The organism is Shewanella cyperi, assembly GCF_017354985.1.
In the GTDB taxonomy this organism is placed as follows: domain Bacteria; phylum Pseudomonadota; class Gammaproteobacteria; order Enterobacterales; family Shewanellaceae; genus Shewanella; species Shewanella cyperi.
The window spans coordinates 3,714,939-3,741,277 of sequence record NZ_CP071501.1; the positions used below are offsets into that span (position 1 = coordinate 3,714,939).

At 55.2% G+C, this 26,339-nt stretch carries 21 protein-coding genes; 14 read left to right on the plus strand and 7 right to left on the minus strand.

The window, feature by feature from the left end; translation table 11 throughout:
• Positions 1–28: 28 nt before the first annotated feature.
• The 8 genes from JYB84_RS16495 to JYB84_RS16530 all read left to right on the plus strand — a co-directional run bounded on the left by JYB84_RS16495 (position 29) and on the right by JYB84_RS16530 (position 5,424).
• Positions 29–943, plus strand: coding sequence for a prepilin peptidase (locus tag JYB84_RS16495; protein ID WP_207321100.1), 915 nt, complete (start codon positions 29–31; stop codon positions 941–943).
• Positions 944–951: 8 nt separating this feature from the next.
• Complete coding sequence (gene coaE, locus JYB84_RS16500; protein WP_207321101.1) at positions 952–1,557, plus strand: dephospho-CoA kinase; 606 nt, start codon at positions 952–954, stop codon at positions 1,555–1,557.
• Between the two features lie 6 nt (positions 1,558–1,563).
• Entirely contained in the window at positions 1,564–2,298 is a 735-nt protein-coding gene (zapD, locus tag JYB84_RS16505) for a cell division protein ZapD (RefSeq protein WP_207321102.1), read from the plus strand.
• Between the two features lie 46 nt (positions 2,299–2,344).
• Complete coding sequence (gene yacG, locus JYB84_RS16510; RefSeq protein ID WP_207321103.1) at positions 2,345–2,554, plus strand: DNA gyrase inhibitor YacG; 210 nt, start codon at positions 2,345–2,347, stop codon at positions 2,552–2,554.
• A gap of 6 nt (positions 2,555–2,560) precedes the next feature.
• On the plus strand, positions 2,561–2,956 hold the full coding sequence (gene mutT / locus JYB84_RS16515) for an 8-oxo-dGTP diphosphatase MutT (protein ID WP_207321104.1): 396 nt from the start codon (positions 2,561–2,563) through the stop codon (positions 2,954–2,956).
• A gap of 196 nt (positions 2,957–3,152) precedes the next feature.
• The gene (locus JYB84_RS16520) at positions 3,153–3,890 is read left to right on the plus strand and encodes a substrate-binding periplasmic protein (protein ID WP_207321105.1); all 738 of its coding nucleotides are present in this window, start codon (positions 3,153–3,155) and stop codon (positions 3,888–3,890) included.
• 261 nt (positions 3,891–4,151) lie between these two features.
• Positions 4,152–4,853 (plus strand): iron-sulfur cluster repair di-iron protein, encoded by a 702-nt coding sequence (gene ric / locus JYB84_RS16525; protein WP_207321106.1) that lies wholly within the window; start codon positions 4,152–4,154, stop codon positions 4,851–4,853.
• Between the two features lie 79 nt (positions 4,854–4,932).
• The gene (locus JYB84_RS16530) at positions 4,933–5,424 is read left to right on the plus strand and encodes an AlbA family DNA-binding domain-containing protein (RefSeq protein WP_207321107.1); all 492 of its coding nucleotides are present in this window, start codon (positions 4,933–4,935) and stop codon (positions 5,422–5,424) included.
• A gap of 91 nt (positions 5,425–5,515) precedes the next feature.
• Here JYB84_RS16530 and JYB84_RS16535 read toward each other — a convergent pair whose 3' ends face one another.
• From JYB84_RS16535 to lptM, 6 genes are all read right to left on the minus strand, one after another.
• A complete protein-coding gene (locus JYB84_RS16535) occupies positions 5,516–6,226 on the minus strand; it encodes an HAD-IA family hydrolase (protein WP_207321108.1) in 711 nt (236 codons plus the stop codon).
• A complete protein-coding gene (xerC, locus tag JYB84_RS16540; RefSeq protein ID WP_207321109.1) occupies positions 6,226–7,104 on the minus strand; it encodes a tyrosine recombinase XerC in 879 nt (292 codons plus the stop codon). Before xerC ends, JYB84_RS16535 begins: the two co-directional genes overlap by 1 nt.
• 6 nt (positions 7,105–7,110) lie before the next feature.
• Entirely contained in the window at positions 7,111–7,746 is a 636-nt protein-coding gene (locus JYB84_RS16545) for a DUF484 family protein (protein ID WP_207321110.1), read from the minus strand.
• Complete coding sequence (gene dapF, locus JYB84_RS16550) at positions 7,743–8,570, minus strand: diaminopimelate epimerase (RefSeq protein ID WP_207321111.1); 828 nt, start codon at positions 8,568–8,570, stop codon at positions 7,743–7,745. The genes JYB84_RS16545 and dapF overlap by 4 nt, the downstream gene beginning before the upstream one ends.
• A 63-nt stretch (positions 8,571–8,633) precedes the next feature.
• Positions 8,634–9,878 (minus strand): diaminopimelate decarboxylase, encoded by a 1,245-nt coding sequence (gene lysA, locus JYB84_RS16555; RefSeq protein WP_207321112.1) that lies wholly within the window; start codon positions 9,876–9,878, stop codon positions 8,634–8,636.
• 11 nt (positions 9,879–9,889) lie between these two features.
• Positions 9,890–10,027, minus strand: a complete 138-nt coding sequence (gene lptM, locus JYB84_RS16560) for an LPS translocon maturation chaperone LptM (RefSeq protein ID WP_207321113.1) — start codon at positions 10,025–10,027, stop codon at positions 9,890–9,892.
• Positions 10,028–10,106: 79 nt separating this feature from the next.
• On the opposite strand from lptM, the gene cyaY reads away from it, so the two are divergent.
• Positions 10,107–10,439 (plus strand): iron donor protein CyaY, encoded by a 333-nt coding sequence (cyaY, locus tag JYB84_RS16565; RefSeq protein WP_207321114.1) that lies wholly within the window; start codon positions 10,107–10,109, stop codon positions 10,437–10,439.
• Positions 10,440–10,450: 11 nt separating this feature from the next.
• Here cyaY and JYB84_RS16570 read toward each other — a convergent pair whose 3' ends face one another.
• Positions 10,451–12,871 carry a class I adenylate cyclase gene (locus tag JYB84_RS16570; protein WP_207321115.1) on the minus strand — a complete coding sequence of 807 codons (2,421 nt, stop codon included), beginning with the start codon at positions 12,869–12,871 and terminating at the stop codon, positions 10,451–10,453.
• 207 nt (positions 12,872–13,078) lie between these two features.
• Here JYB84_RS16570 and hemC point away from each other — a divergent pair, with 207 nt between their 5' ends.
• The 5 genes from hemC to JYB84_RS16595 all read left to right on the plus strand — a co-directional run bounded on the left by hemC (position 13,079) and on the right by JYB84_RS16595 (position 26,333).
• Complete coding sequence (gene hemC, locus JYB84_RS16575; RefSeq protein ID WP_207321116.1) at positions 13,079–14,011, plus strand: hydroxymethylbilane synthase; 933 nt, start codon at positions 13,079–13,081, stop codon at positions 14,009–14,011.
• A gap of 2 nt (positions 14,012–14,013) precedes the next feature.
• Positions 14,014–14,733: a uroporphyrinogen-III synthase gene (locus JYB84_RS16580; RefSeq protein WP_207323276.1), complete on the plus strand. Its 720-nt coding sequence runs from the start codon at positions 14,014–14,016 to the stop codon at positions 14,731–14,733.
• Between the two features lie 42 nt (positions 14,734–14,775).
• Complete coding sequence (locus JYB84_RS16585) at positions 14,776–15,882, plus strand: uroporphyrinogen-III C-methyltransferase (RefSeq protein WP_207321117.1); 1,107 nt, start codon at positions 14,776–14,778, stop codon at positions 15,880–15,882.
• Entirely contained in the window at positions 15,879–17,045 is a 1,167-nt protein-coding gene (locus tag JYB84_RS16590) for a heme biosynthesis HemY N-terminal domain-containing protein (RefSeq protein ID WP_207321118.1), read from the plus strand. Before JYB84_RS16585 ends, JYB84_RS16590 begins: the two co-directional genes overlap by 4 nt.
• 273 nt (positions 17,046–17,318) lie before the next feature.
• On the plus strand, positions 17,319–26,333 hold the full coding sequence (locus JYB84_RS16595) for a retention module-containing protein (RefSeq protein ID WP_207321119.1): 9,015 nt from the start codon (positions 17,319–17,321) through the stop codon (positions 26,331–26,333).
• Positions 26,334–26,339: the final 6 nt, after the last annotated feature.

Below are 26,339 nucleotides of genomic sequence, written 5' to 3' on the forward strand. Positions count from 1 at the left end.
TTATAAAAGTTAATAATAAGAATTAAATATGAGCCAATTTGTCATCGCCTTGGGTCAATCCCCATGGCTGTTTATTAGCCTGGCATTTATATTCGCTGCCTGCATTGGCAGCTTTCTCAATGTGGTCATTCACCGCTTCCCTGTGATGTTGAAAAGGGAATGGCAGCAGGAGTGCAATCAATATTTGAGCGAGTATCATCCAGCCTTGGTCGCCAAAGTGGGCGAGGCTGAGCTGCAAAAGCCAATTGATAATTATCCGAGCAAATATAACCTGATTGTACCGGCCTCACGCTGTCCCAAATGTCACAGCAGCATTAAGGCTTGGCATAATTTGCCCATCCTTGGTTGGATGCTGCTAAAAGGGAAGTGCGCCAACTGTCAGACTCCCATATCCGCCAGATATCCCATAGTCGAAGCCTTAACCGGCATTACAGTCGCAACACTGGCCTGGCATTTCGGCCCCAGCTGGCAGTTTTTATTGGCTGCGCTGTTAACTTTTGGCTTAATAGCCATGGCCGGAATAGATTTAGACGAAATGTTGTTGCCGGACCAAATAACACTGCCATGGTTGTGGCTCGGTTTGCTGGCGAATCTCAATAATCAATTTGTCGGGATTGAAGATGCCCTTATTGGCGCAATGGCAGGCTATCTGTCGCTCTGGTCCGTATATTGGCTATTCAAAATACTCACGGGCAAGGAAGGCATGGGCTATGGCGATTTTAAGCTGATGGCCCTGTTCGGCGCTTGGCTTGGCTGGCAAATGCTGCCGCTCATTATCTTGCTCTCATCTCTTGTTGGCGCCCTAGTGGGAATCACCATGATGCTGAGTAAAAAACTCTCCCGTGAAAACCCCATTCCCTTCGGTCCCTATATTGCGGCAGCCGGCTGGATAGCCTTGGTTTGGGGACAAGACATAGTTGACTGGTACCTAGCCGGTCTGTGACGCCTTGTATGAAGAAATACCTTGTAGGTTTAACCGGTGGGATAGGCAGCGGCAAGACAACCGTTGCCAATGGCTTTTTAACTCATGGTATTAAGCTGGTTGATGCGGACATAGTTGCCCGGGAAGTCGTCGAACCAGGCAGTCCAGGCCTTGAACAGATCCGCGCCCACTTTGGCAACTCGGTTATTAACGGCGATGGCACTTTGAATCGTGGGCATTTACGGGAAATCGTATTTGCCAATCCACAGCATAGAGAATGGCTGAATAATCTTTTGCATCCAATGATCAGGACGCGAATGCTGGAACTTGTCGAAAAAGCCAATTCGCCGTATGTGATCTTGATTGCCCCCTTGCTATTTGAGAACGGCTTGGATAGGTTAGTCAATCGGACCTTGGTGGTGGATATTTCACCTGAAAAGCAAATAGCCAGAACCATGGCCAGGGATAAAGTATCAGAAACACAGGTCAATAATATTATAGCCAGCCAGATGTCGCGGGAAGACCGCTTGGCCAAGGCAGATGACATCATAGATAACAATGGAGACGTTGCCGGCATAGAAGATAAAGTCGCTGAACTGCATAGCTTGTATATGACCTTATCTCAGTCGCAATAACAGCGCATGACAGAACTGATATACGAACAACCATTAAATGAGCGAATTCGTAGTTATCTGCGTCTGGAATATCTGTCTCAACAAATAGAGAATAATTTGCAGCAGGATCACCAGCACAGGTGTTTTTACCCCCTGTTCTCCCTGTGCGATTTAACCGACCGCTGCGATTACCGTAATGATCTTTTAAAAGAGATAGAAAAGCAGCTTTTTATGCTGGCCAAATGGCAGCAGCTACCCCACGCCAATGCCCCCCAAATAGAAGTCTTCGTCAGTCAACTCACCTCCGCCAAGGAAGCGTTGCAGACCCCGAATCGAATAGGTTCCTGTCTCAAACAGGACAGGTTTCTCAATGCCCTACGGCAAAGATTCGGCATGCCCGGGGCCTGCTGCAATTTTGATCTGCCACAGCTGCACTTTTGGCTGGCCAAGCCTTGGCCGCAACGGCAAATGGAATATCGAGCCTGGGTGGATCATTTTTCCCCACTGCTGGAACCTGTCAACCTCTTGCTGTCTTTAATCAGAAGCACCGGTGAGTTCCAGGACACTCAGGCCTGTGGTGGCTTTTACCAGGGCGACAGCGCCCAGCCGTTATCCCTTATCCGGGTGAAATTGGACGCCAATCAAGGCTGTTACCCCACCATCAGCGGCCACAAAAATCGCTTTGCGATTCATTTTGTTCAGTTTCAGGAACAACGCCATTCGGACAAAACCATAGAGTTTAAACTGGCAACCTGCCCTTGATGGCGATACCATTGGCCTCCAGGCCATAGATCTGCAGTTACGAGCCATGCCCATCACAGTACAATGTCCCCAATGTAAGAAAACCGTCGAATGGAACAGTGATTTTCCGTTCAAGCCATTTTGCAGCGAACGCTGCAAATTGATTGACCTCGGAGACTGGGCTTCAGAAAAGCATGCCATTCCGGTTAAACCTGAGTTTGATCCTCAATTGCTTGATGAACTCGGCTTCGACGAAGAACACTTCTTTAAAGAGTAATAGGCAATGCTAAAGCGAATTCACGTGGCGGTTGGCATCATTCAATCGGGTGACACCATATTGCTGGCCAAAAGACACGGACACCTGCATCAAGGTGGAAAATGGGAATTCCCGGGAGGCAAAGTTGAACCGGGCGAAACCGTCGCCATGGCACTGGCACGGGAATTAAAAGAGGAAGTGGGCCTGGAAATTCATGGTTGCACCCCCTTTATGGAGCTGGCCTACGACTATCCGGATAAGCAGGTCTTTTTGGACATTCACTTGGTCAATGACTTCAGTGGTGACGCTCACGGCGCAGAAGGGCAGGAAATTGCCTGGGTACCAATGAGCGAATTGAGCCAATATTCCTTTCCTGATGCCAACCGCCCCATACTCGACAAATTGCTTGGCTTAAATTGCTGAAGCTTTTCTCTGCCCGGAACCGCATCCGGGCAGCTTTCCCACAGATCCCCGGAAGCTTCGACTGTCTCACTTGCAAAAGTGAGATCACTTTGGCATGTCGCAATTCCATAATCGACTAAAATAGACAATGCTTTTTCGGTTGCCCTTAGTCACGGCAGCCGCAATCCTCACGCAGCCCATCTAAAGGTTTTTCACCATGTTAAAGAACGCATTATTCACTCTGCTTCTGGCTATCTGCCCCGTGCTGGCCAATACGGAAGAACCCATTACGGAAATCAATGTTGTCAGCGAGGTATGGACTAATGCCACCGAAAAAAGTGGCCGGGGTCTTTACTGGGATATGTTGCGGCTGGTGTATCAGCAAGAAGGCATCAAACTCAACTTCGAAACCATGCCCTACGCCAGGAGCGTCAGTAAGGTGATGGCAAATGGTGCCGATGCCTGGGTCGGCGCTTCTCCAGACGAAGTTGCAGACGCCGTATATCCCAAGCTGCCTCTGGATGAAGATCAGTATTACGCCCTGTATCCCAAAGGCAAGGTTGCCAACTGGCAGGGAGAGCAAAGCCTGGCAGAAAAGCGGGTTGGCTGGAGTAAGGGCTATCAACTGGACAGCTACCTCAAGGTCAAGGTGGAGGCCAGTGAGTTCCTCAAATTAAAAGTTGGCATCAATCGCTTACAAAGCGGTGAGCTGGACTTTGTACTCGACGCCCGTTATGACCTGGAGCAGGAAATGCAGCGGGAAAACATTGACCCGACTGAATTTGAGATGCAAAAGGTCATAGTGTTGCCAACTTTCATTGCCTTTGCCAACAACGAGCGCGGTCGTCGGCTGGCGGCTATCTACGATAAACAGATGCGTGAACTGATCAAGTCAGGCGCCATACGCAAGCTGTTTGACCAATACCAGTGGCCCACCTTCCCCTTCGAAGAATGACCCACTTAGCCGGGTCGCCTCCATCAGACCCGGCTTAGTTTCAGCTGCTAATGCTACTGCTAAAAAGAGCTGAAATTACAACCCGACTCCATATTGCCCCCTCCTACTCCTCTGAAGCGAGTTTGCCGCTTTAATGGGGCTTGCTGCTCTCATCGCCTGCCAACTTCGCTGTGATCCGCCGCCCAAATAGCCCTGTTGCCCCTTGCCTGCCTGACTGCTGAACACTAACATGCATTATTTTTACATCATTAAGGAATACCCATGAACCCCACATCATTACTGGATCGCAGCGTAGGTGAACTGGTGGCAGAAGACTTTCGCCGCGCCCATGTTTTCAGTCAGTTTGGTATCGATTTTTGTTGTGGCGGTGGCAGGTCTTTGGCCAAGGCCTGTGAGCGTGCCGGGGTTCCCACCGATCGCCTGCTCGACCTGCTGGAAACCATGGCCGCCAGCGGTAAAGCCGACGACACCCTCAATCAATTACCCCTGGGCGAACTGATTGATTACATCGAAGCCAATCACCATGCCTACGTCAGGGAAAAAGCCCCCCTATTGCTGGAGTACACGGCCAAAATGGTGCGCGCCCACGGTGAACACTTTGCAGAAATCAAGCCCCTGGCTGCCTGGGTACAGGCATTGATGGATGATCTGGTGCCCCATCTGATGAAGGAAGAGCAGGTACTGTTCCCGGCCATTCGCGCCATGGCGGCCGGTGAAGCGGTTGAAGGTTGCTTTGGTCATATAGGCAACCCAATCCGCGCCATGCAGCACGAACACGACGATGCAGGGCAAATACTGGCGAAATTGCGTGAAATAACCGGTAATTATCAGCCACCGGAAAATGCCTGCACCACCTGGCGGGTCTGCTATGCCACCCTGGCAGAATTTGAGGCAGATTTGCATCGCCACATACATTTGGAAAACAACCTGCTGTTTCCCAAGGTTATGGCCCTGACTTGCTAAGGCTGGCCAGCGCCGCTTTCCCATGCTATGACTGAGACAAGGGCGGCTAACCACCGCCCCGTCAGTTCGGAGGGAAAGCATGGCGGCACTAGCTCTCAGTGATCTCGATAGACTGCGGGAATCTGTCAGGGTGGAGTTCAAACTGGCTGCGGGGCGCAACGGCCTGGGCCAGCTACCTGAGGCCATCTGGGAAAGCTACAGCGCCTTTGCCAATACCCAGGGGGGAGAAATCATTCTCGGGGTGCGGGAACACGAAGGGCAATTCAGTATCCAAGGCATTGCCCAACCCGAACCTTTGGTGCAACAAATCTGGCAGATCCTGGAAGATCGCAGCCGAATAAGCTGCAATCTGTTGGGCCCGAGAGATGTGCAGATTGTGGCCCTGGCCGACAAGAAACTCATCCGTATCCATGTGCCCGAAGCCACCAAGACTCAGAAGCCCATATTCCTTGGCTGCTCGCCGTTCGGCGGCACCTATTTTCGGGTTGGTGATGCCGATATGCGCGCCAGTCACCGTCAGGTCAACCGCCTGCTGCGGGAAAGCAAACATCTGACGCCACCGGAAAGCTGACAAGTTCTAATTCGTCGCCCCATTAACAGAGGCTGACAACAGTTAACGCCCCCTCAAAGCACCCAATACAACAGGCAGCCGCATTGACGCTCTACGTTAACATTGCCTGCAACTGATACAGCTCATGAATGGTCATGGTGGGCAGCACCGGCGCCGCCAGCGGGCTTGCCTGAGGCAGTTGCAGCCACACGGGCTGGCACCCGGCCATGCGGGCACCGGTCACATCGGCGCTCAGGCTGTCACCCACGTGCAGCAGTTGTGACGCAGATATCCCCAGCCGCTCGCAGGCCAGCTCAAACATATCCGGAAAGGGCTTCATTCGCACGCCCTGCCCCGCCTGCAGCACGAATTCCAACGCCTGTCCCAGGCCTATCTGCTCTGGATTGACGTTACCGTTGCTGAGGCCAATCAAAGGCCAGCGCTGGCCCAATCGTTCCAGCAAGTCCAGCACCTGGTCACTCACCCTGAAATCACTGCGGCAACGTAAAAACTCCGCCATGGCGGCTTCGCTGCCCGATTGGGCTTCCTCTGCGCCATATCCCAGCCGTTCCAGTCCCAGGCGCAAACACCGACGCCTCGCCGCGGTGGGATCGTGTGCCAGAGTCGGTTCCACCGCCATCAGCTGCAATCTGAGATGGCGCCAATTGCTGGCGAGCCAGCTTCGGCTGTTGGGATACTCCTGATGTAAAAAGGCCAGCAGACCGGCTTCGGCCTGGCTGATAATGGGACCGTTATCGTACAGGGTATCGTCAAGGTCAAAACTGATGGCGGCAAAGGGCCGCAACCGCTGGAAGACCTGCATTATCGTTCCTTTTTGCGCGCCCGCGGGTGGGCGCCGTCGTACACCTTGGCCAGATGCTGAAAATCCAGGCTGGTATAGATTTGGGTTGTCGCCAGGTTTGCATGGCCCAGCAACTCCTGCACCGCCCGCAAATCACCGCTGGACTCCAACATGTGGGTGGCAAAGGAATGTCTCAGTTTGTGGGGATGCACATGCACAGCCATGCCCTGGATTTTGGCCCATTTATCGATACGCGCCTGGATGCTGCGATGGGACAGGCGCCTGCCCCTTGCGGTGACGAACAGGGCATCATCCTCGCAGGGCAAGCCCCGGCGAACATCGAGCCAACGGCTAAGGGCCGCAATAGCCACCGAACCCACGGGCAAAATCCGCTCCTTATTGCCCTTACCCAGCACTCGCACCTGCTGTTCCTTAAGGTTAAGCGCGTGACAGTCCAGGCCCGCCAACTCGGCAAGACGTAAGCCGGAGGAGTAGAACAGTTCCATGATGGCGCCATCGCGAATATCCAGCGGATCATCACCGTCGATGTCGAGCAGGTGGCTTATGGCATCCGGATCCAGATTTTTCGGTAACGGCTTATTTTGCTTGGGGGCGCTGAGGCCCACAGCGGGGTTGACCTCAATCACCCCCTGGCGCAACAGAAACTGACCGAATTGCTTGAGTGCCGACAGGCACAGCGCCAGGGAACGGGGGCTCAATCCCTGACGATGCAGCTTGGCCATAACCGCAGCCAAATCCCTGTGCTCCAGGGTCAGCCAGTCCTTGGTGACCATGGCCTTGACCCGATTCAGTTCATACAGGTAGTTGCGAACCGTCTTGTCTGACAGGCGTCGCTCGCTCGTCAGGTAACGTTCGAAGCGCTGCAGCCAATCGTTCATTTGGCCTCAGAGCTTGGGTAACAGATGATCGAGCAGACGCCTGAGCTGGTCCAGCAGCAGGTTATCCATCTCGGGGTGGAAGTGGGCCGGATCCTGGCTGGCGATGGCAAAAACCACCTGACCACAGTCTTCCGACAAGCGGGTCAGGGCCACAGACCCCACATCAGCACCGAACAGACGGCGGGCCTCCTGTTGGGTGAGGCGACCGAAATAATGCCCCTTGGCGAGGCGGTTACTCCAAATGGCCGACAGCTCGCTGTCAATATCGTGGACAGTGATCAGCCGTACATGACTGAAGCCAAATTGCTGCTTGAGCCCCTCGGACAGGCATTGGCGCACCTCGCCCAAGTCCTCGCATTCCAACAAGCGGAACGACAGCTCGTTATTGAAGCGGAAGATGCTTTCATTACGGCTGGCCATCGTCATCAGGGCGGTAATTTCTTCTTCCAGTTGCTGTACCCGGCTGCGGAGCAATTCCTGGCGCCGTTCCACCAGTGACACAGTGCCCCGTTCACCGTGGGGCATCCGCATGGCCAACAACAACTCGGGATAGCGACAGAAAAAATCAGGATTATCCAGCAGGTATTCGCGGATGATCTGTTCGTCAAAGGGTTCAGTCATCAGGGGTTTCACATCTTTCATAGCGGGATCTGTCCATCGTACACGTGCTGGGCGGGACCGGTCATCCACAGGGGCTTGCCCTCGCCTTCCCAATTGATGGTCAGGGTACCGCCGGGCAGGTCTACCCGCACCTGGGTTCCCAGTTTTTCCTGCAATTGCCCCACCACCACGGCGGCACAGGCGCCGCTGCCGCAGGCCAAGGTCTCCGCCGCGCCGCGCTCGTAGACCCGCAGGCGTATATGTTCCGGGCTCAACACCTGCATAAAGCCCACATTGACGCCCTTGGGGAAGCGTTCATGGCGGGTCAGCAAGGAGCCCACCTCGCCCACAGGAGCTGTGTCCACATCGTCCACTTGCAGCACACAGTGGGGGTTGCCCATGGAAACGACCCCGCACAAAAAGGTCTGGGTCGGCGTCGGAATCAGATAGGTCTTCTCGGCCTTTTTGGCCTTAAAGGGGATCTGGGCCGGATCCAGTACAGGCACGCCCATATTGACCGTCACCTGACCATCACGTTCCAACCTCAGGGTCATCTTGCCGCTGCTGGTGCTGACCCGGATCTTGTGTTTGTTGGTCAGGCCCTTGTTACGTACAAAGCGGGCAAAACAGCGGGCGCCATTGCCACACTGCTCAACCTCACTGCCATCGGCATTGAAGATGCGATAGTGGAAGTCCAGGTCCGGATCGTAAGGCGGTTCCACCAGGAGCAATTGGTCGAAACCAATCCCAAAATTGCGATCGGCAAGGCGACGGATCTGCTCCGGGGAAAAATACACGTTCTGGGTCACGCCATCGACCACCATGAAATCATTGCCCAGGCCGTGCATCTTAGTGAAATGGATCAAGATAGCTTCCCTTTACCATGACACCCGCCTTGGCGGGTATCCAAACTCGTGAATAGCGTCAGTTTACGGCAGGATCTGCTCACCATGCCAGAGCTGCGTCAGTTTTTCCCTTTCCCTGACAACACTGGCTGTTGCACCATCCACCATGATTTCCGCCGCCCTGGGGCGGGTGTTGTAGTTGGATGACATAGCAAAGCCGTAGGCACCGGCGGAACGCACCGCCAACAGATCGCCGGACACCACGTTCAACTGACGGTCTTTACCAAGGAAATCCCCTGTCTCACATACAGGTCCCACCACGTCACAAAGGCATGAGTCACCTTCATGGGGGGTCACGGGAATGATGTTTTGCCAGGCGCTGTATAGCGAAGGACGGATAAGATCGTTCATGGCACCGTCGACTATCACAAAGCGTTTGTCGCCATTGTCCTTCAGGAACAGCACTTCGGTCACAAAGATACCGGCATTGGCGGCGATGGCACGACCGGGTTCAAAGATCAGTTTCAACGGCCGCCCGGCAACTTTCTGCAGCAGAGCCTCGGCATACTTGTCCGGATGCGGTGGTGTCTCATCGTTATAGGTCACGCCCAGGCCGCCACCCACGTCCAGGTGTTCAATCACGATACCGTTTTCGGCAAGGCGATCGATCAGCGCCAGCATACGATCCGTGGCATCCAGGAAGGGCCGCAGCTCGGTCAGCTGCGAACCTATGTGGCAATCCACACCCTTCACCTGCAGATTGGGCAGGCTTGCGGCACGCAGAAACAGGGCTTCGGCCTCGTCCATCGGGATACCGAATTTATTTTCCTTGAGACCGGTGGAGATATAAGGATGGGTGCCTGCGTCCACATCGGGGTTGATCCGCAGCGAAATCGGCGCCACCTTGCCCAAACGGCCGGCCACGTCATTGAGCAGTTCAAGCTCGGCAGCGGACTCCACGTTAAAGCAGTGAATGCCCACTTCCAACGCCATTTCCAGTTCATCAACCTTCTTGCCCACGCCGGAAAATACCACCTTGTCAGGATCGCCGCCCGCGGCCATCACCCTGGCAAGCTCACCACCTGAGACTATGTCGAAGCCACTGCCCAGACGGGCCAACACATTCAGCACCGCCAGGTTGGAATTGGCTTTCACTGCATAACAGATAAGGTGCGGATGGGACGCCACCGCCTGATCAAAGGCATGCCAATGGCGCTCCAGTGTCGCCCGGGAATAAATGTACAGCGGCGTGCCATGCTGACGGGCCAATTTGGCCACCTCGCAGTCTTCCGCATACAGGGTGTCGCCTCGATAATTAAAGTGGTCCAAGACAGTATTCCTTATTGTTTTGCTTTGTCTTTGTCTGTTTGTTCTTGGGTCTGATTGTCCGCCGCCGGCGGCGTTTTATACAAAGGGCCTTTCTGACCACAACCCACGACCAGCAGGCTAACAAGCAACAGGGATAATTGCAGTTTCATTTTTCTCAACGTCTGTGCACTGGATGGCTAATGGACTTATAATCGCATCCATACCAATGAAAGCAAAGGACAGAAATAGATGTCGATGACAGACTCCGAGTTTCACCAAAAAGCAGACGAGATGTTCCACATCATAGAAAACGCCATCGAGGACGCCATAGACAGTCAGGGTGCCGATGTTGATGTGGACGCCAGCCATGGCGCGCTGCAGTTGGAATTCGACGATGGTTCAGTGATAGTCATCAATAAACAGGAGCCGCTGCATGAGATCTGGATGGCGACCCGTTTCGGTGGCTTCCATTTCGCCTGCATTGACGGTGACTGGATTGACCAGCGCAATGGTGGCCTGGAGTTCATGTCGTTTGTACGTGAATCCATCAAGCGTCAGAGCGGTATCAACGTCAGCTGGTAAGCCTGAGGGGGCTATAGCTCAGCCCCCATTTCTTCCCGCTGCACCCCCATGGCATTGGCAAAGGGCAGCACCCTGAGCTCACCTTCACTGCGTTCCAGCAGGAAAAACTGCGGCAAATTGAACCGCCGTTTGACCTCAAACAAACCGTCAAATACGTGCTGGCAACTCACTTTACTGACCAGTTCCTCAATGTGACTGCCGTGCTGGATAAAATGACTCAGCTCATTGTCGGCATTCAGAATAAACACATCCAGACCCTCTTCCCGTGGACGCAGAAAGTACTGAATAACTTCTGCTGCCGCATATTGCTGGATAACTTCTGGGGCACTGGAAAAAGGGTCGTCGCCCATATCCGGCCTTGGCAATTCCAGCAACTCGGTATGAAACACTTGTTGATACAGGGATTTGGCGTCGCTGAGGTCCTGGTACTTGAGTCCCATGGTATTGAAAAACAGCCCAAATCTGCGTTTCCCAACCTGCAGTGGTTGCATCAAAGTGCTGGAAGATTTCACCTGGGCACCTATCGCCAGCAAACGTTTCAGCAGGGTAGACAAGGCAATTTCCAGTTGCACCGACAGTTTGGCAGCACAACTGATCACCTCCACTACCACATCCTCATCGGCACGACGCAGTCCCGGCATCACAAAGGTCAGGGCTTCCAGCAAGGCTTCTTCCCCGTTGAATTGGCAGCATTGCCATTCGCCCCAGGAATTGAGCAACAAAAGGTCAATCGAGCCCAGGATATTCCGCTGCTTGCGCCCCAGAGAAAACAGATTGGCATGGGTCACATCGACCATCACTTCCTGGCCTTCCCAGGCGATGCTTGGATCCTGTTCAATGTTCAGCAGCACAATAGCCTTACGGTAATGCCAGGGATGACAAAGATCCTGCTTTGATACCTTGGGACTGCGACCTGCCACCCAAGGCAAGATGCGCTCGGTCAGTTGCCTGACGTCTTTGGCGGACAGGGGCAATTCCCCCATCAAGGTCCAACGGCTGCGACCGTCACACACACCATTGATGCAGGCCCAGGCGATGAGCCTGGCCAGTGAATCCGATTGGAACAGCAGGGTAGCAGGGTCCGCGCCCTCCGGCTTACGATAGAGGGAGAAAGCCCCATCTGAATCGCGGCGTAACAGCAATTCAGGTTCCAACACGCTTTGGCTCCAGAGGCGGTTGAACTTGATGATTTGCCGCTTATCTTCGCGAAAAAAAGTATGCAACTTGCGGGTCAGCATACCCAGTTCTTCGATGCGCAATCCCTCCCGCAGCCCATGGGCCGAGGCAAAATGCAACAGGGTCTGATAGCTGGCCAGCAGCAATTCGTTCAGTTGGGCGTTAAACCATTGCAACTGGCCGCTATGCCAATGTTCACAGTCATCCAGTGTCTGTATCAGGCTTTCAGGCCAAGCCCAATCCCCCACCAATTTCTTGAGCTTGTGCCAACGCCAATCCCTTGCCTGTGATTCCCAGGAAAGACGCACCCCGCATTTGAGATAAAAACAACGGCGGACGATTTCCAGACGGTGCCAATCTTCCTTTTGCAGCAAATACTGCTCTACCGCCTCATAAAGCAAAAAATAAGGGTCGTTGGCGGTGGAAAAATCCCCTTCGCAGGTGTGCTGCCATACTTTGTCGGTCAACAGCACTGTCTTTGGATAGCTGACGGCATAGGTCTCCAGCAGCATCACCTTGAGCAAGGCCTTGTGGGGATTGGCCAGGCCCTTGTACAACTGCCACAGGGACGCACTGAAATATTCGCTCGCAGGTAAATTGTGCTCGTCCCCAAGACTCAGACATTCAGGAAACTTGGACGCCAGCGGCCACCAGGCCAAGGGCCTGCCCGCCAGACGGATCTGGCTGCGATAGAACTCTTCCAGTAACAGCCAGTGCTGGGCACTGCCGCTGTGTTCCGTCGCCAGACGCTGACCATGGGGCTTTCCGGCGGAAAACTGTTGCGGATGCACCAGATAGAAGTTGACCTCAAAGCCATAGCCCTCGTACCAAAGGTGCAACTTGTGCAGCTTATCTTTGAGCATGGACAACTCAGAACCTTGCATCGCCGCATCATGGATAACCCAGATATCAAGGTCACTGCGGGGATTTTGCCCCAGGGTGCCGGTGCTGCCCATGGCATAAACCCCCTCGATGGCTGCAGGCAACTCGGGAACCAATTTGGGTAAGGTCAGTGACAGTGTCTTTGCGGCCTGCTGCATTTCTTCAGTCAAGGCAAAATCAGCAATACCACAGGGGGTTTCATGACCGTTATACCCCGGCAATCTGGGGCCGTGAAAATGCAGCAGCAGGGAGATACTGTGAAACAAATGGCGTTGCAACGGCGTCAGCAAGGCCAGAGCCCTTGCCTGTCGCACGCAATTCAGCCGCTCTGACAGTTCAATGGGAGCATGATGGGAGACCTGTGAGCGCAGCATCCGATATAGCCAAGCCATTCCATGGAAACAATGTGTTACATCCTAGCCACTCCCGAACGACATAGCAAATAAATGAGACCTGCGTCACATTCTTAAAAATAGCTTAAGCGGACCTAGTTCAAAGATCCTGCAGGCATTTGTGACATTCGCCACCGGCCAATGTTAGCATTGGCGCAATTTATCCAGACCAGATATGGAATCTACGGCATGTCGCAAAACCTCATTCGCATCGCAACCCGTAAAAGCCCTTTGGCCATGTGGCAGGCTGAATTTGTTAAGGCAGAACTGGAACGCATTCATCCCGGCTTAGTGGTCGAATTGTTGCCCATGAGCACCAAGGGCGATGTGATCCTGGATACCCCGCTGGCCAAGGTCGGTGGCAAAGGGTTGTTCGTCAAGGAGCTGGAAGTCGCCATGCTGGAAGACAAGGCTGACATCGCCGTGCACTCCATGAAAGACGTGCCCGTCGATTTCCCTGAAGGCTTGGGACTGGAAGTGATTTGTGAACGCGAAGATCCCCGTGATGCCTTCGTGTCCAACAGCTATTCCAACCTGGAGCAACTGCCCCATGGCGCTGTGGTGGGTACATCCAGCCTGCGTCGCCAGTGTCAATTGCGCGCCCGTCGTCCGGATCTGCAAATCAAGGATCTGCGCGGCAACGTAGGCACCCGCCTGGCCAAACTGGACTCAGGTGAGTATGACGCCATCATTTTGGCCGCAGCGGGCTTGATCCGCCTCGGTCTGTCAGAGCGTATCGCCTCTTTCATTTCCGCCGAAGAATCTCTGCCGGCCAATGGCCAGGGAGCGGTAGGTATTGAATGTCGCACCGACGATGCCCGGGTTAAGGCCCTGCTGGCACCGCTGGAGCACAAAACAACCCGCCTGCGGGTGCTGGCCGAACGGGCCATGAACACCCGCCTTGAGGGTGGTTGTCAGGTTCCCATTGGTGCCTTTGCCGAAATTGATGCCGGCCAGCTGACATTGCGCGGCCTGGTGGGCAATCCCGATGGTTCTGAAATTATCACCGGCGTAATCCAAGGCGCAGCGGACGATGCGGTTAGCCTGGGTCAGCAACTGGCAGACGAGCTGCTTGGCAAAGGCGCCAAAGCCATACTGGATGCCGTATACGCCAAGGCTTGATGATGAAGGTGCTGCTGACCCGTCCAGAGGGGCGCAATGGGCAGATGCAACAGGCGTTAACCGAACGCGGCGTCGCTTTTATGGTGACGCCGCTCCTGTGTGTTGAGGGCATTGCCGTCAGCCCGGAGGCACTGAGCCTGGCCAAAGAGGCCGACATGCTCATTTTCATCAGCACCACAGCCGTAACCCACGCCGCCAAGCTCTTTGGCAGCCATTGGCCAACAAGCCGTTATTATGCCGTGGGTGAGGCCACCGCCGCCGCACTCGAACAATTAGGCCTCAATGTAACCCGGGCACCCGACGACTGCCAGCAGACCGAAGGCCTGCTTCAATTGCCGGACTTTGACCAAGTCAGCGGACGCAAAATTGGCATTATCCGGGGTGAAGGTGGGCGTGAAACCCTGGCCGAAACCCTCAGCCAACGGGGAGCCCAGGTAAATTACCTTGAGGTGTATCGTCGTGGCTGCCCGCCACTGGATCCACAAGCCACTGTAGCGGCCTGGCAGGCCTTTGGGATAGATACTTTGCTGCTGACCAGTGGTGAAGTGCTGGACAACTTGCTGAAACTGGTTCCCAAAGAGTGTTTTGCTTGGCTAAATTCCTGTCATATCATAGTGCCCAGCTGCCGGGTGGAAGCTCAGGCTCGCGATAAAGGATTGACCAGGGTTACCAATGCAGGCGCGGCCAACCATCAGGCCATGCTTGACGCCCTGTCACTGTAATTCTCTTCTTTCCGCCATTACAGGTGTTAACAGGACAGTTTCATGGATAACCAACCGCAAGAAGTCGAATCCACACTCCCGGACACCCCGCAGGATATGGACCCGCAGCCAACAGCTGAAAATGCCCCCAAGGGCCGCCCCTGGTTCTTCATGGTGCTCACACTGTTTGCTTTGCTGGCTGCGGCAAGCGCCATTGGCGGCAGCTACTGGCTCTATATGCAAATGCAGGCCCTGCAGCAGGATAATCAAAGCTCGGGGCGCCAATGGCAGACGGCGCTGAATAATGCCAATGACCAGATATCCGCACTCAGCCAACAACTGCAACAGCAGTCGACTCTGGCAGGAAAGCTCCAGGCATTGGAAGACCAACAGCAACAAACCGCACAGCGCATCAATAGCCTGACCCAGCGCGACCCCAACCATTGGGTATTGGCCGAAACCGAATACCTGATCCGTTTGGCCGGGCGCAAATTATGGTTGGAGCGGGATCCCGCCACATCGATGGCGCTGCTGAAAGAAGCCGATGGCCGCATTGAGTCACTGCAAAATCCCGCCCTGCTCCCCTTGCGCAAGGCGCTGGCAAGCGATATCAGCAGTGTCAGCAGCATCAAGATCACCGATGCCGCCGGCACCCTTTATGCCATTGATGAAATTATTAATGGTCTGGATAAACTGCCCCTCAACCGCACCGAAGCAGAGCCGATTGCAGCAGAAGATCAGCAGCAACTGACCGAATCCATTGATGACTGGCGCACTAATTTAGCCAAAAGCTGGCAGGCGCTTATTCAGGAATTCATTACCATACGCCATCGCAATACCGATCTGGCGCCGCTGCTGTCCCCCCAACAGCAGTGGTACCTGCAGCAAAACGTCCGCAATAAGCTGCTGCAGGCGCAACTGGCCTTGCATCGCCATGATGAACTGAATTATCGCCAATCCATCGCCATGGCCCGTAAATGGATCTATCAGTATTTCAGTCTGAGCAGCGAACAAACCCAAGCGGCGCTGGAAGCCCTGGACGCACTGCAAACCCTGAGAATTGACCCCATCACTATTGAAAGCTTCAAGGCTGACAAGCTGTTGCAGCAGTTTAAAGAATACGGTGATCTGCTGGGTGCCGAGTCAAGCGCTGGGGAGACTGGTCAATGATCCGTTCCCTGTTTTACCTGCTGATAGTGTTGATGGGTTTATGCCTGAGCCCCTATTTGATAGGCAACACAGGTTACGTTTATATCGCCGCCTGGGACTACCAGATAGAAACCAGTGTGGTGTTCGCCTCTTTGCTGCTGATCCTGTTTTACGCTGTGCTGTACCTTGCGGAGTCCGCTTTTATCAAAGGCTTGTCACTGCTCCTTGGCAGTCGATATCTACCGCAAAAATGGCGCAATAAGGCCGCCAAGAAGCACACCCTTCAAGGCGCTCTGGCGTTGGCGGAGGAAGACTGGCCCCAGGCAGAAAAAGCCATGCTCAAAGGTGCCGCCAACGGCGAGCTGCCGGCGCTGAACTTGCTGGCCGCTGCCCGCGCAGCTCATCAACAAGGCAAGCCGGAAACCCGGGATACCTTACTGGATCAGGTTGATCCCCAGCACGGGGACTCGGTTAAACTGGCCAAGGCGCGCTATTTACTGCAACAGGGTGAATTGGCGCAAGCCAGAATTCTGCTGGATAAATTCAATCCCAGCAGTCGCAGCAAACCCGCCATTATTCGCCTTGCAAAAGAGCTGTATCTGGCACAGCAGGACTGGCAGGCCCTGAAACTGCTGCTACCCGCCATCACCAAACAAAAACTGCTGGATGAGCAGCAACTGACCCAACTGAGCAACCGGATTAACCTGTCTCTGCTGACCGATGCTGTCGCCCACAGTGAACAGGAGCTGGACAAGTGTTGGCATTGGCTGAGCCGTCAGGAACGCTCATCTTCTGAACTCATGAGTCAGTATGCTCTGGGGCTGCACGCTTTTGGACGTCATGAAGATGCCATCAAATGGCTAAGCAAGGCGCTGAAAAAAGATCATCCCGAACCGGCCTTTGTGGTACTGCCCAAGATAGTGACAGTGGACGACACCGAAGTCATAAAGCTACTGCAACAACTGAGTAGCGGCTGGGCCGATGACAGCGATTATCTTCAGAGCTTGGCCAAGGTCCAACTGCTGCTGCGCGAGAACAAGGCGGCCCGGGATACCCTGGAAAAGCTGTGTCAATTGCACCCCACCCGCGAACACTGGTCTGCTTTTGCCCACGCCCAAGAGCAATTGGGCGATACTCACGGTGCGTTTCTGAGTTATAAAAAGGCCGCGACCTGCATAGATTGATAGAATTTTTAGGATTAAAAAAGCCACCAATTAGGTGGCTTTTTTATTAAGTCATAATACATCAGCAACCAATAAGCCTTAACCCCATGAATAAGGTGGATTATCCCCTGATACCGCCGTGTCGGACCTGAACCGTGCCAACCACCCGTCAAGCGTCATGAATTTGACAGTCCAGTCTCGCTCCCCAGACTTAAAGTAGCACCATTGCCTCTGGCGTGGACTCAGACACCCCCATTTCCGGCAGCGGTAGGCCGGACACTCGGAGTAAGGATCATGGGCATTGCAATCAACCAACAGGATGCAGTTGTCACCCAGATAGTTGGCCAGCTAAGGGCCAAGGATGAGCAAGGCAACGTTCGCACATTAAATATTGGTGACATCATCCACCAGGGGGAGCAATTGATATTTGCTTCCGATGATAAGTTTGTCATTGAGTATGCAGACGGCACCCGCATGAGCGAAGTGAACATGCAGTCTCAGGCACAAACAACGCCAGCCTCAACGCAGATGCCAGATCTGCCTGCTGACGCCACAGATGCGGAGATAGCCGCCCTGCAGGCCCAGATATTGGCAGGCCAGGATCCGACAGCTGATTTACCTGAAACCGCAGCCGGTGCCGGCGGTGGTGGAACCGAGGGTGGATTCGACTACACCAGTGTCGGCCGTGATGGTGCCGAAACCCTCGCCAGTGCAGGATGGGATACCACAGGGTTCACAACTACGACGCTGACCGCCCAGCAAGAACCTCTGCTGACCGATATACTCCCCGAAGCCCCATTCCTCGCCAATGCCAATCTCACCTTCTCCGATGCTGCCTTACCCCTGGGGTCTACCCCGGATGCCCAACAGGTTACCCAAGATGGCACCCTAGCCTTCAGTGCCACTTCCGGTGTACTGAACATCAGCATTGACGGAGTGGCCATTGTGACCGATGGCATATTCAATGGACCTGTGACTATCAGCACCTCTTATGGGGTGCTGACTATTTCCGGGGTAGATCTGGCAAACGGTATTTTGAGCTTCAGCTTTACCCAAACTGCCGCCGTCGATCACAGCCAGGGGGACATATTCAACCAGTTGTTCTCACTTCTGCTGACCGACAATCTTGGCGTCACCACCTCAAGCACCCTCACCATCAGCGTCGGTGACGATGCTCCCAGCGGCCAGAATGACAGCAACAGCCTGTCAGAAGATACCAGTCTGGCGGTGATCGGCAACCTGCTCGCCAACGACACCCAGGGCGCTGATACGGCCCAGGTTACCGCGGCCGGCGCCGGAAGTGCCACCAACATCAGTGTGGGCCAGGCCAGCCAAATCAATGGCAGTTTTGGCGTACTGACACTCAATAGCGATGGCAGTTACAGCTATCAATTGAATACCGGTTTGCAAGCAGTGCAGGCCCTGGCTCAGGGCCAGACCCTGAATGAGGTCTTCAGCTACGTGTTGCAGGACGCCGATGGCGATATCAGTGTCCAAACCCTGACCATAACCATCACCGGCAGCAACGATGCCCCCGTCATTACCACGGAGCAAGGTCAGGATCTGGGTACAGTAATAGAAGCCGGTAACTTCGACGATGGCTCCTTCAATCCCGGCGTCCCCTCCGTCAGCGGTAACCTCAGCGCCAGCGACGTGGACAATGGTGCAGTGCTGACCTGGAGCGGAAATGCTGACAGTCCCTTCGGCAGTTTCAGCATAGATGCGGCCACAGGTGCCTGGACCTATACCCTCGATAACAGCGCCGCCGACAGTCTGCAGGAAGGAGAGGTGCGCATTGAAACTTTCCTCGTCACAGTGACCGATGAATTTGGCGCCACTGCCACCCAGGAAGTGACCATCACCATAGTCGGCAGCAACGATGCGCCGATATTGAGCGCCGAGACCAGTGGCAGCGTCACCGAAGATCAAAATGTCTCTGCCGGCATGCTGGTTGACAGCGGCGCCCTCAGCTTCACCGATGTGGATCTGGGCGACGACCATCAGATGAGCAGTAGCTATAACGGCGATATCAGCTGGAGCGGTGGCAGTCTGACCCAGGAGCAGATCAATGCCCTGCTGGCCGGTTTCAGTGTCGACAGCAACAGCTGGGACTACAGCATCGCCAACAGCCTGGTGCAATTCCTGTCCGTCGGCGAAACCATTACCCTCAGCTTTACCGTCACCGTCACAGATGAATTTGGCGCCAGCGACAGCCAGATAGTCACCCTGACCATCCACGGCACCAACGATGCCCCCGTCATTACCACGGAGCAAGGTCAGGATCTGGGCACAGTAATAGAAGCCGGTAACTTCGACGATGGCTCCTTCAATCTCGGCGTCCCTTCCATCAGCGGTAACCTCAGCGCCAGCGACGTCGACAACGGTGCAGTGCTCACCTGGAGCGGAAATGCTGACAGTCCCTTCGGCAGTTTCAGCATAGATGCGGCCACAGGTGCCTGGACCTATGTCCTCGATAACAGCGCCGCCGACAGTCTGCAGGAAGGTGAGGTGCGCATTGAAACCTTCCTCGTTACTGTGACCGATGAATTTGGCGCCACTGCCACTCAGGAAGTGACCATCACCATAGTCGGCAGCAACGATGCACCGATATTAAGCGCCGAGACCAGTGGCAGCGTCACCGAAGATCAAAATGTCTCTGCCGGTATGCTGATTGACAGCGGCGCCCTCAGCTTCACCGATGTGGATCTGGGCGACGACCATCAGATGAGCAGTAGCTATAACGGCGATATCAGCTGGAGCGGTGGCAGCCTGACCCAGGATCAGATCAATGCCCTGCTGGCCGGTTTCAGTGTCGACAGCAACAGCTGGGATTACAGCATCGCCAACAGTCTGGTGCAGTTCCTGTCGATAGGTGAAACCATTACCCTCAGCTTTACTGTCACCGTCACAGATGAATTCGGTGCCAGCGACAGCCAGGTAGTCACCCTGACCATCCACGGCACCAATGACGGGCCTGTCATCAATCCCCCTGCAGAAGGCGATGCCGATGGCACTGTTATAGAAGCGGGTAACTTTGATAACGGCAATGTCGATCCTGGTTCTCCCGAAATCTCCGGTACCCTGACGGCCACAGATGCGGATCATGATGCCGTATTGACCTGGAGTGGTAACGCCGAGGGTGAGTTCGGTGGCTTCGTCATAGATCCAGAAACCGGCATCTGGACCTATACAATCGATAACAGCGCTGCCGACAGTTTGCAGGAAGGCGAAACCCGTACCGAAACCTTCCTGGTCACAGTCACAGATCAAAATGGCGCAACCAGCACACAGGAAGTAACCATCACCATAGTCGGCAGCAACGATGCACCGATATTGACCCTGAATGACAGTGGCAGCGTCATAGAAGATGTCGATGTCATCGCCGGTATGCTGTCCGACAGTGGCGCCCTCAGCTTTACCGATGTGGATGTGGGGGACAGTCACGAGATCAGCACCAGTTACAATGGCGACATCAGTTGGAGTGGTGGCGCCCTCACCCTGGCAGAAATTAATGCCCTGGTGGCGGGCTTCAGTGCCGACAGCGACAGCTGGGACTTCAATATAGCCAACAGCCTGGTGCAATTCCTGGCGGTGGGTGAGACCATTACCTTAAGCTTTACCGTCACTGTGACCGACGAATTTGGCGCCAGTGACAGTCAACAGGTAAATATCACTATCACAGGCACCAACGATGCACCGGTACTGACCGTCGATACCAGCGGCAGCGTCACCGAGGATGTCAACGTGCTCGCCGGCATGCTCTCCGACAGCGGCGCCCTCATCTTTACCGATGTCGATGTCAACGACAGCCACAGCGTCAGCTCACTCTACAACAATGACATCAGCTGGAGCGGCGGCGCCCTGACCCAGGACCAAATCAATGCCCTGGTGGCCGGCTTCAGTGCCGACAGCGACAGCTGGGACTACAGCATCGCCAACAGCCTGGTGCAGTTCCTGGCGGTGGGTGAAACCATCACCTTAAGCTTCAACGTCAGCGTCGATGACGGCCATGGCGGTATCGATACCGACACCGTCACCATCACCATCAACGGCACCAACGATGCACCGGTACTGACCGTCGATACCAGCGGCAGCGTCACCGAGGATGTCAACGTGCTCGCCGGCATGCTGTCCGACAGCGGCGCCCTCAGTTTTACCGACGTGGATGTCAACGACAGCCACAGCGTCAACTCGCTGTACAACAATGACATCAGCTGGAGCGGCGGCGCCCTGACCCAGGACCAAATCAATGCCCTGGTGGCCGGTTTCAGTGCCGACAGCGACAGCTGGGACTACAGCATTGCCAACAGCCTGGTGCAGTTCCTGGCGGTGGGTGAAACCATCACCTTAAGCTTCAACGTCAGCGTCGATGACGGCCATGGCGGTATTGATACCGAGACCGTGACCATCACCATCAACGGCACCAACGATGCACCGGTACTGACCGTCGATACCAGCGGCAGCGTCACCGAGGATGTCAACGTGCTCGCCGGCATGCTGTCCGACAGCGGCGCCCTCAGTTTTACCGACGTGGATGTCAACGACAGCCACAGCGTCAACTCGCTGTACAACAATGACATCAGCTGGAGCGGCGGCGCCCTGACCCAGGACCAAATCAATGCCCTGGTGGCCGGTTTCAGTGCCGACAGCGACAGCTGGGACTACAGCATTGCCAACAGCCTGGTGCAGTTCCTGGCGGTGGGTGAAACCATCACCTTAAGCTTCAACGTCAGCGTCGATGACGGCCATGGCGGTATTGATACCGAGACCGTGACCATCACCATCAACGGCACCAACGATGCACCGGTACTGACCGTCGATACCAGCGGCAGCGTCACCGAGGATGTCAACGTGCTCGCCGGCATGCTGTCCGACAGCGGCGCCCTCAGTTTTACCGACGTGGATGTCAACGACAGCCACAGCGTCAACTCGCTGTACAACAATGACATCAGCTGGAGCGGCGGCGCCCTGACCCAGGACCAAATCAATGCCCTGGTGGCCGGCTTCAGTGCCGACAGCGACAGCTGGGACTACAGCATCGCCAACAGCCTAGTGCAGTTCCTGGGGGTGGGTGAGACCATCACCTTGAGCTTCAACGTCAGCGTCGATGACGGCCATGGCGGTATTGATACCGAGACCGTGACCATCACCATCAACGGCACCAACGATGCACCGGTACTGACCGTCGATACCAGCGGCAGCGTCACCGAGGATGTCAACGTGCTCGCCGGCATGCTGTCCGACAGCGGCGCCCTCAGCTTTACCGATGTGGATGTCAACGACAGCCACAGCGTCAACTCGCTGTACAACAATGACATCAGCTGGAGCGGCGGCGCCCTGACCCAGGACCAAATCAATGCCCTGGTGGCCGGTTTCAGTGCCGACAGCGACAGCTGGGACTACAGCATTGCCAACAGCCTGGTGCAGTTCCTGGCGGTGGGTGAAACCATCACCTTAAGCTTCAACGTCAGCGTCGATGACGGCCATGGCGGTATTGATACCGAGACCGTGACCATCACCATCAACGGCACCAACGATGCACCGGTACTGACCGTCGATACCAGCGGCAGCGTCACCGAGGATGTCAACGTGCTCGCCGGCATGCTGTCCGACAGCGGCGCCCTCAGCTTTACCGATGTGGATGTCAACGACAGCCACAGCGTCAACTCGCTGTACAACAATGACATCAGCTGGAGCGGCGGCGCCCTGACCCAGGACCAAATCAATGCCCTGGTGGCCGGTTTCAGTGCCGACAGCGACAGCTGGGACTACAGCATTGCCAACAGCCTGGTGCAGTTCCTGGCGGTGGGTGAAACCATCACCTTAAGCTTCAACGTCAGCGTCGATGACGGCCATGGCGGTATTGATACCGACACCGTGACCATCACCATCAACGGCACCAACGATGCACCGGTACTGACCGTCGATACCAGCGGCAGCGTCACCGAGGATGTCAACGTGCTCGCCGGCATGCTGTCCGACAGCGGCACCCTCAGCTTTAGCGACGTCGATGTCAACGACAGCCACAGCGTCAACTCGCTGTACAACAATGACATCAGCTGGAGCGGCGGCGCCCTGACCCAGGACCAAATCAATGCCCTGGTGGCCGGTTTCAGTGCCGACAGCGACAGCTGGGACTACAGCATCGCCAACAGCCTGGTGCAGTTCCTGGCGGTGGGTGAGACCATCACCTTGAGCTTCAACGTCAGCGTCGATGACGGCCATGGCGGTATTGATACCGAGACCGTGACCATCACCATCAACGGCACCAACGATGCACCGGTACTGACGGTCGATACCAGCGGCAGCGTCACCGAGGATGTCAACGTGCTCGCCGGCATGCTGTCCGACAGCGGCACCCTCAGCTTTAGCGACGTCGATGTCAACGACAGCCACAGCGTCAACTCGCTGTACAACAATGACATCAGCTGGAGCGGCGGCGCCCTGACCCAGGACCAAATCAATGCCCTGGTGGCCGGTTTCAGTGCCGACAGCGACAGCTGGGACTACAGCATTGCCAACAGCCTGGTGCAGTTCCTGGCGGTGGGTGAAACCATCACCTTAAGCTTCAACGTCAGCGTCGATGACGGCCATGGCGGTATTGATACCGAGACCGTGACCATCACCATCAACGGCACCAACGATGCACCGGTACTGACCGTCGATACCAGCGGCAGCGTCACCGAGGATGTCAACGTGCTCGCCGGCATGCTGTCCGACAGCGGCGCCCTCAGCTTTACCGATGTGGATGTCAACGACAGCCACAGCGTCAACTCGCTGTACAACAATGACATCAGCTGGAGCGGCGGCGCCCTGACCCAGGACCAAATCAATGCCCTGGTGGCCGGTTTCAGTGCCGACAGCGACAGCTGGGACTACAGCATTGCCAACAGCCTGGTGCAGTTCCTGGCGGTGGGTGAAACCATCACCTTAAGCTTCAACGTCAGCGTCGATGACGGCCATGGCGGTATTGATACCGAGACCGTGACCATCACCATCAACGGCACCAACGATGCACCGGTACTGACCGTCGATACCAGCGGCAGCGTCACCGAGGATGTCAACGTGCTCGCCGGCATGCTGTCCGACAGCGGCACCCTCAGCTTTAGCGACGTGGATGTCAACGACAGCCACAGCGTCAACTCGCTGTACAACAATGACATCAGCTGGAGCGGCGGCGCCCTGACCCAGGACCAAATCAATGCCCTGGTGGCCGGCTTCAGTGCCGACAGCGACAGCTGGGACTACAGCATCGCCAACAGCCTGGTGCAGTTCCTGGCGGTGGGTGAGACCATCACCTTGAGCTTCAACGTCAGCGTCGATGACGGCCATGGCGGTATTGATACCGAGACCGTGACCATCACCATCAACGGCACCAACGATGCACCGGTACTGACCGTCGATACCAGCGGCAGCGTCACCGAGGATGTCAACGTGCTCGCCGGCATGCTGTCCGACAGCGGCACCCTCAGCTTTAGCGACGTGGATGTCAACGACAGCCACAGCGTCAACTCGCTGTACAACAATGACATCAGCTGGAGCGGCGGCGCCCTGACCCAGGACCAAATCAATGCCCTGGTGGCCGGCTTTAACCTGGTTAATGGCGGTTGGACCTACAGCATCGACAATGAGCTGATCCAATTCCTGGGCGAGGGCGAGACCATCACCCTCAGCTTCGATGTCACTGTGGATGATGGAAACGGAGGCACAGACACCAAAACGGTTTCCATCACCATCAATGGCACCAATGATGCTGTAGAGGGTGAGTTCGCCAAGGAAATCTGGGTACCGGCCTCCATGGCCGAACTGCTCAACCCCTATGACGACGGTTACCCACTGCACATTGCCGTGCCCACAGACACAGATGTTAACGACACCATCAGCATTACCAATATCAGCATGGCCTTTGTGGATCAAAACGTGGTCGCAGACATAGGTACCCTCTGGTATGTGGATGATGATACCAATCTGTTGACCCAATTTGACTTTGACAACCCGGTCAGCCTGTCCGCCGCGGAATTGGGCACCTTGGTTTACATGCCGGGTGACAACGGCGATTTAGACAGTCAGCTGGATATTTCACTCACCTTCACGGTCAATTCGGGCGCTGAGCAGGTGCAGGGTGACTTTGTTATCCATACCGTGCCGCAAAATAGCCTTGGCGATAACAGTGTTCTGATCGGCGACGGCAGTTCACCACTCACCTCGGGTAACGATCAGGATGCTTACTTAACCGTCAGCAGTGGTTTCGCCGAAGTGCTTAATACGGATCCCAGTTTGGGTACCCTGGATCTCTTTACCGACTTCCAGAAATCGCCCTTCGATATCCCAATTCCGGCCGGTGAGATAGGTGGAGTCACTGGCCAGGAAAGGGAAGACGAAGTCTCGGTCCGGCTCACCATCAATGGCATCACCTTTATTGTCATTGCCGCTGCAAACGGGGTGACAGATTGGACCTTTGATGTGGATTCAGGTCTGATGAAGGCCAGCGTGGCCTACGACAGCATATTAATGGAATCTGATCCATCCACCACCCTTGCCCAATACCTGGCAGCCAATCCGGTATCCGCGGGAGACATTTGGACCATCACCTATCTGGATAACGATGGCGGCTCGTACCAAGCCCGCTTTGTTCAGGCGACCTTTACCCATGAACTCTTGCCCGATACCGCTATTACTGTCACAGGCACAGACAATGTCGATAACTTGATTTTCGGCACCACTGAAGGAGATATACTGACAGGGGCCAATCTGAACGATGAAATTGTTGGCCGGGAAGGTAACGATATCATCAAAGGACTGGCAGGTGATGACGAACTGCTGGGCGGTAGCGGAAACGACACAATAGAAGGCGGCACAGGTGCCGATTACCTGATTGGCGGTCTGGGCAGCGACAGTCTGGATGCGGGGATAGACACAGACAGAGATATATTGGTGTGGGATACAGGTTCAGCCGATGGCAGTACCGATGATGTCTACCATTTCGACCCCGATCATGATGCTTTGGATTTATCAGATATTCTGCTTGATGAAGAAAACGGCAGCTTGGAAGATTACCTCAGCTTCAGCTTCGGAGGCGGTGATACCACCATCACCATTGATAGCAACGGTGCAGCCCCCGGCGGGGATACTGTCACAATAGTCCTGCATGGCACGGATTTGTCGGCTATCTATGGTTCTGCCAACGAAACCGACATTATCCAGGGTATGCTGGGTGATAACGCCCTACTGGTAACACAACCGCCTGCCCCCCCCATTCTGCCAGAAGCAAACCATGTAGTGCTCCAGGACGAGCACAGCATCCCCTAAACTCAA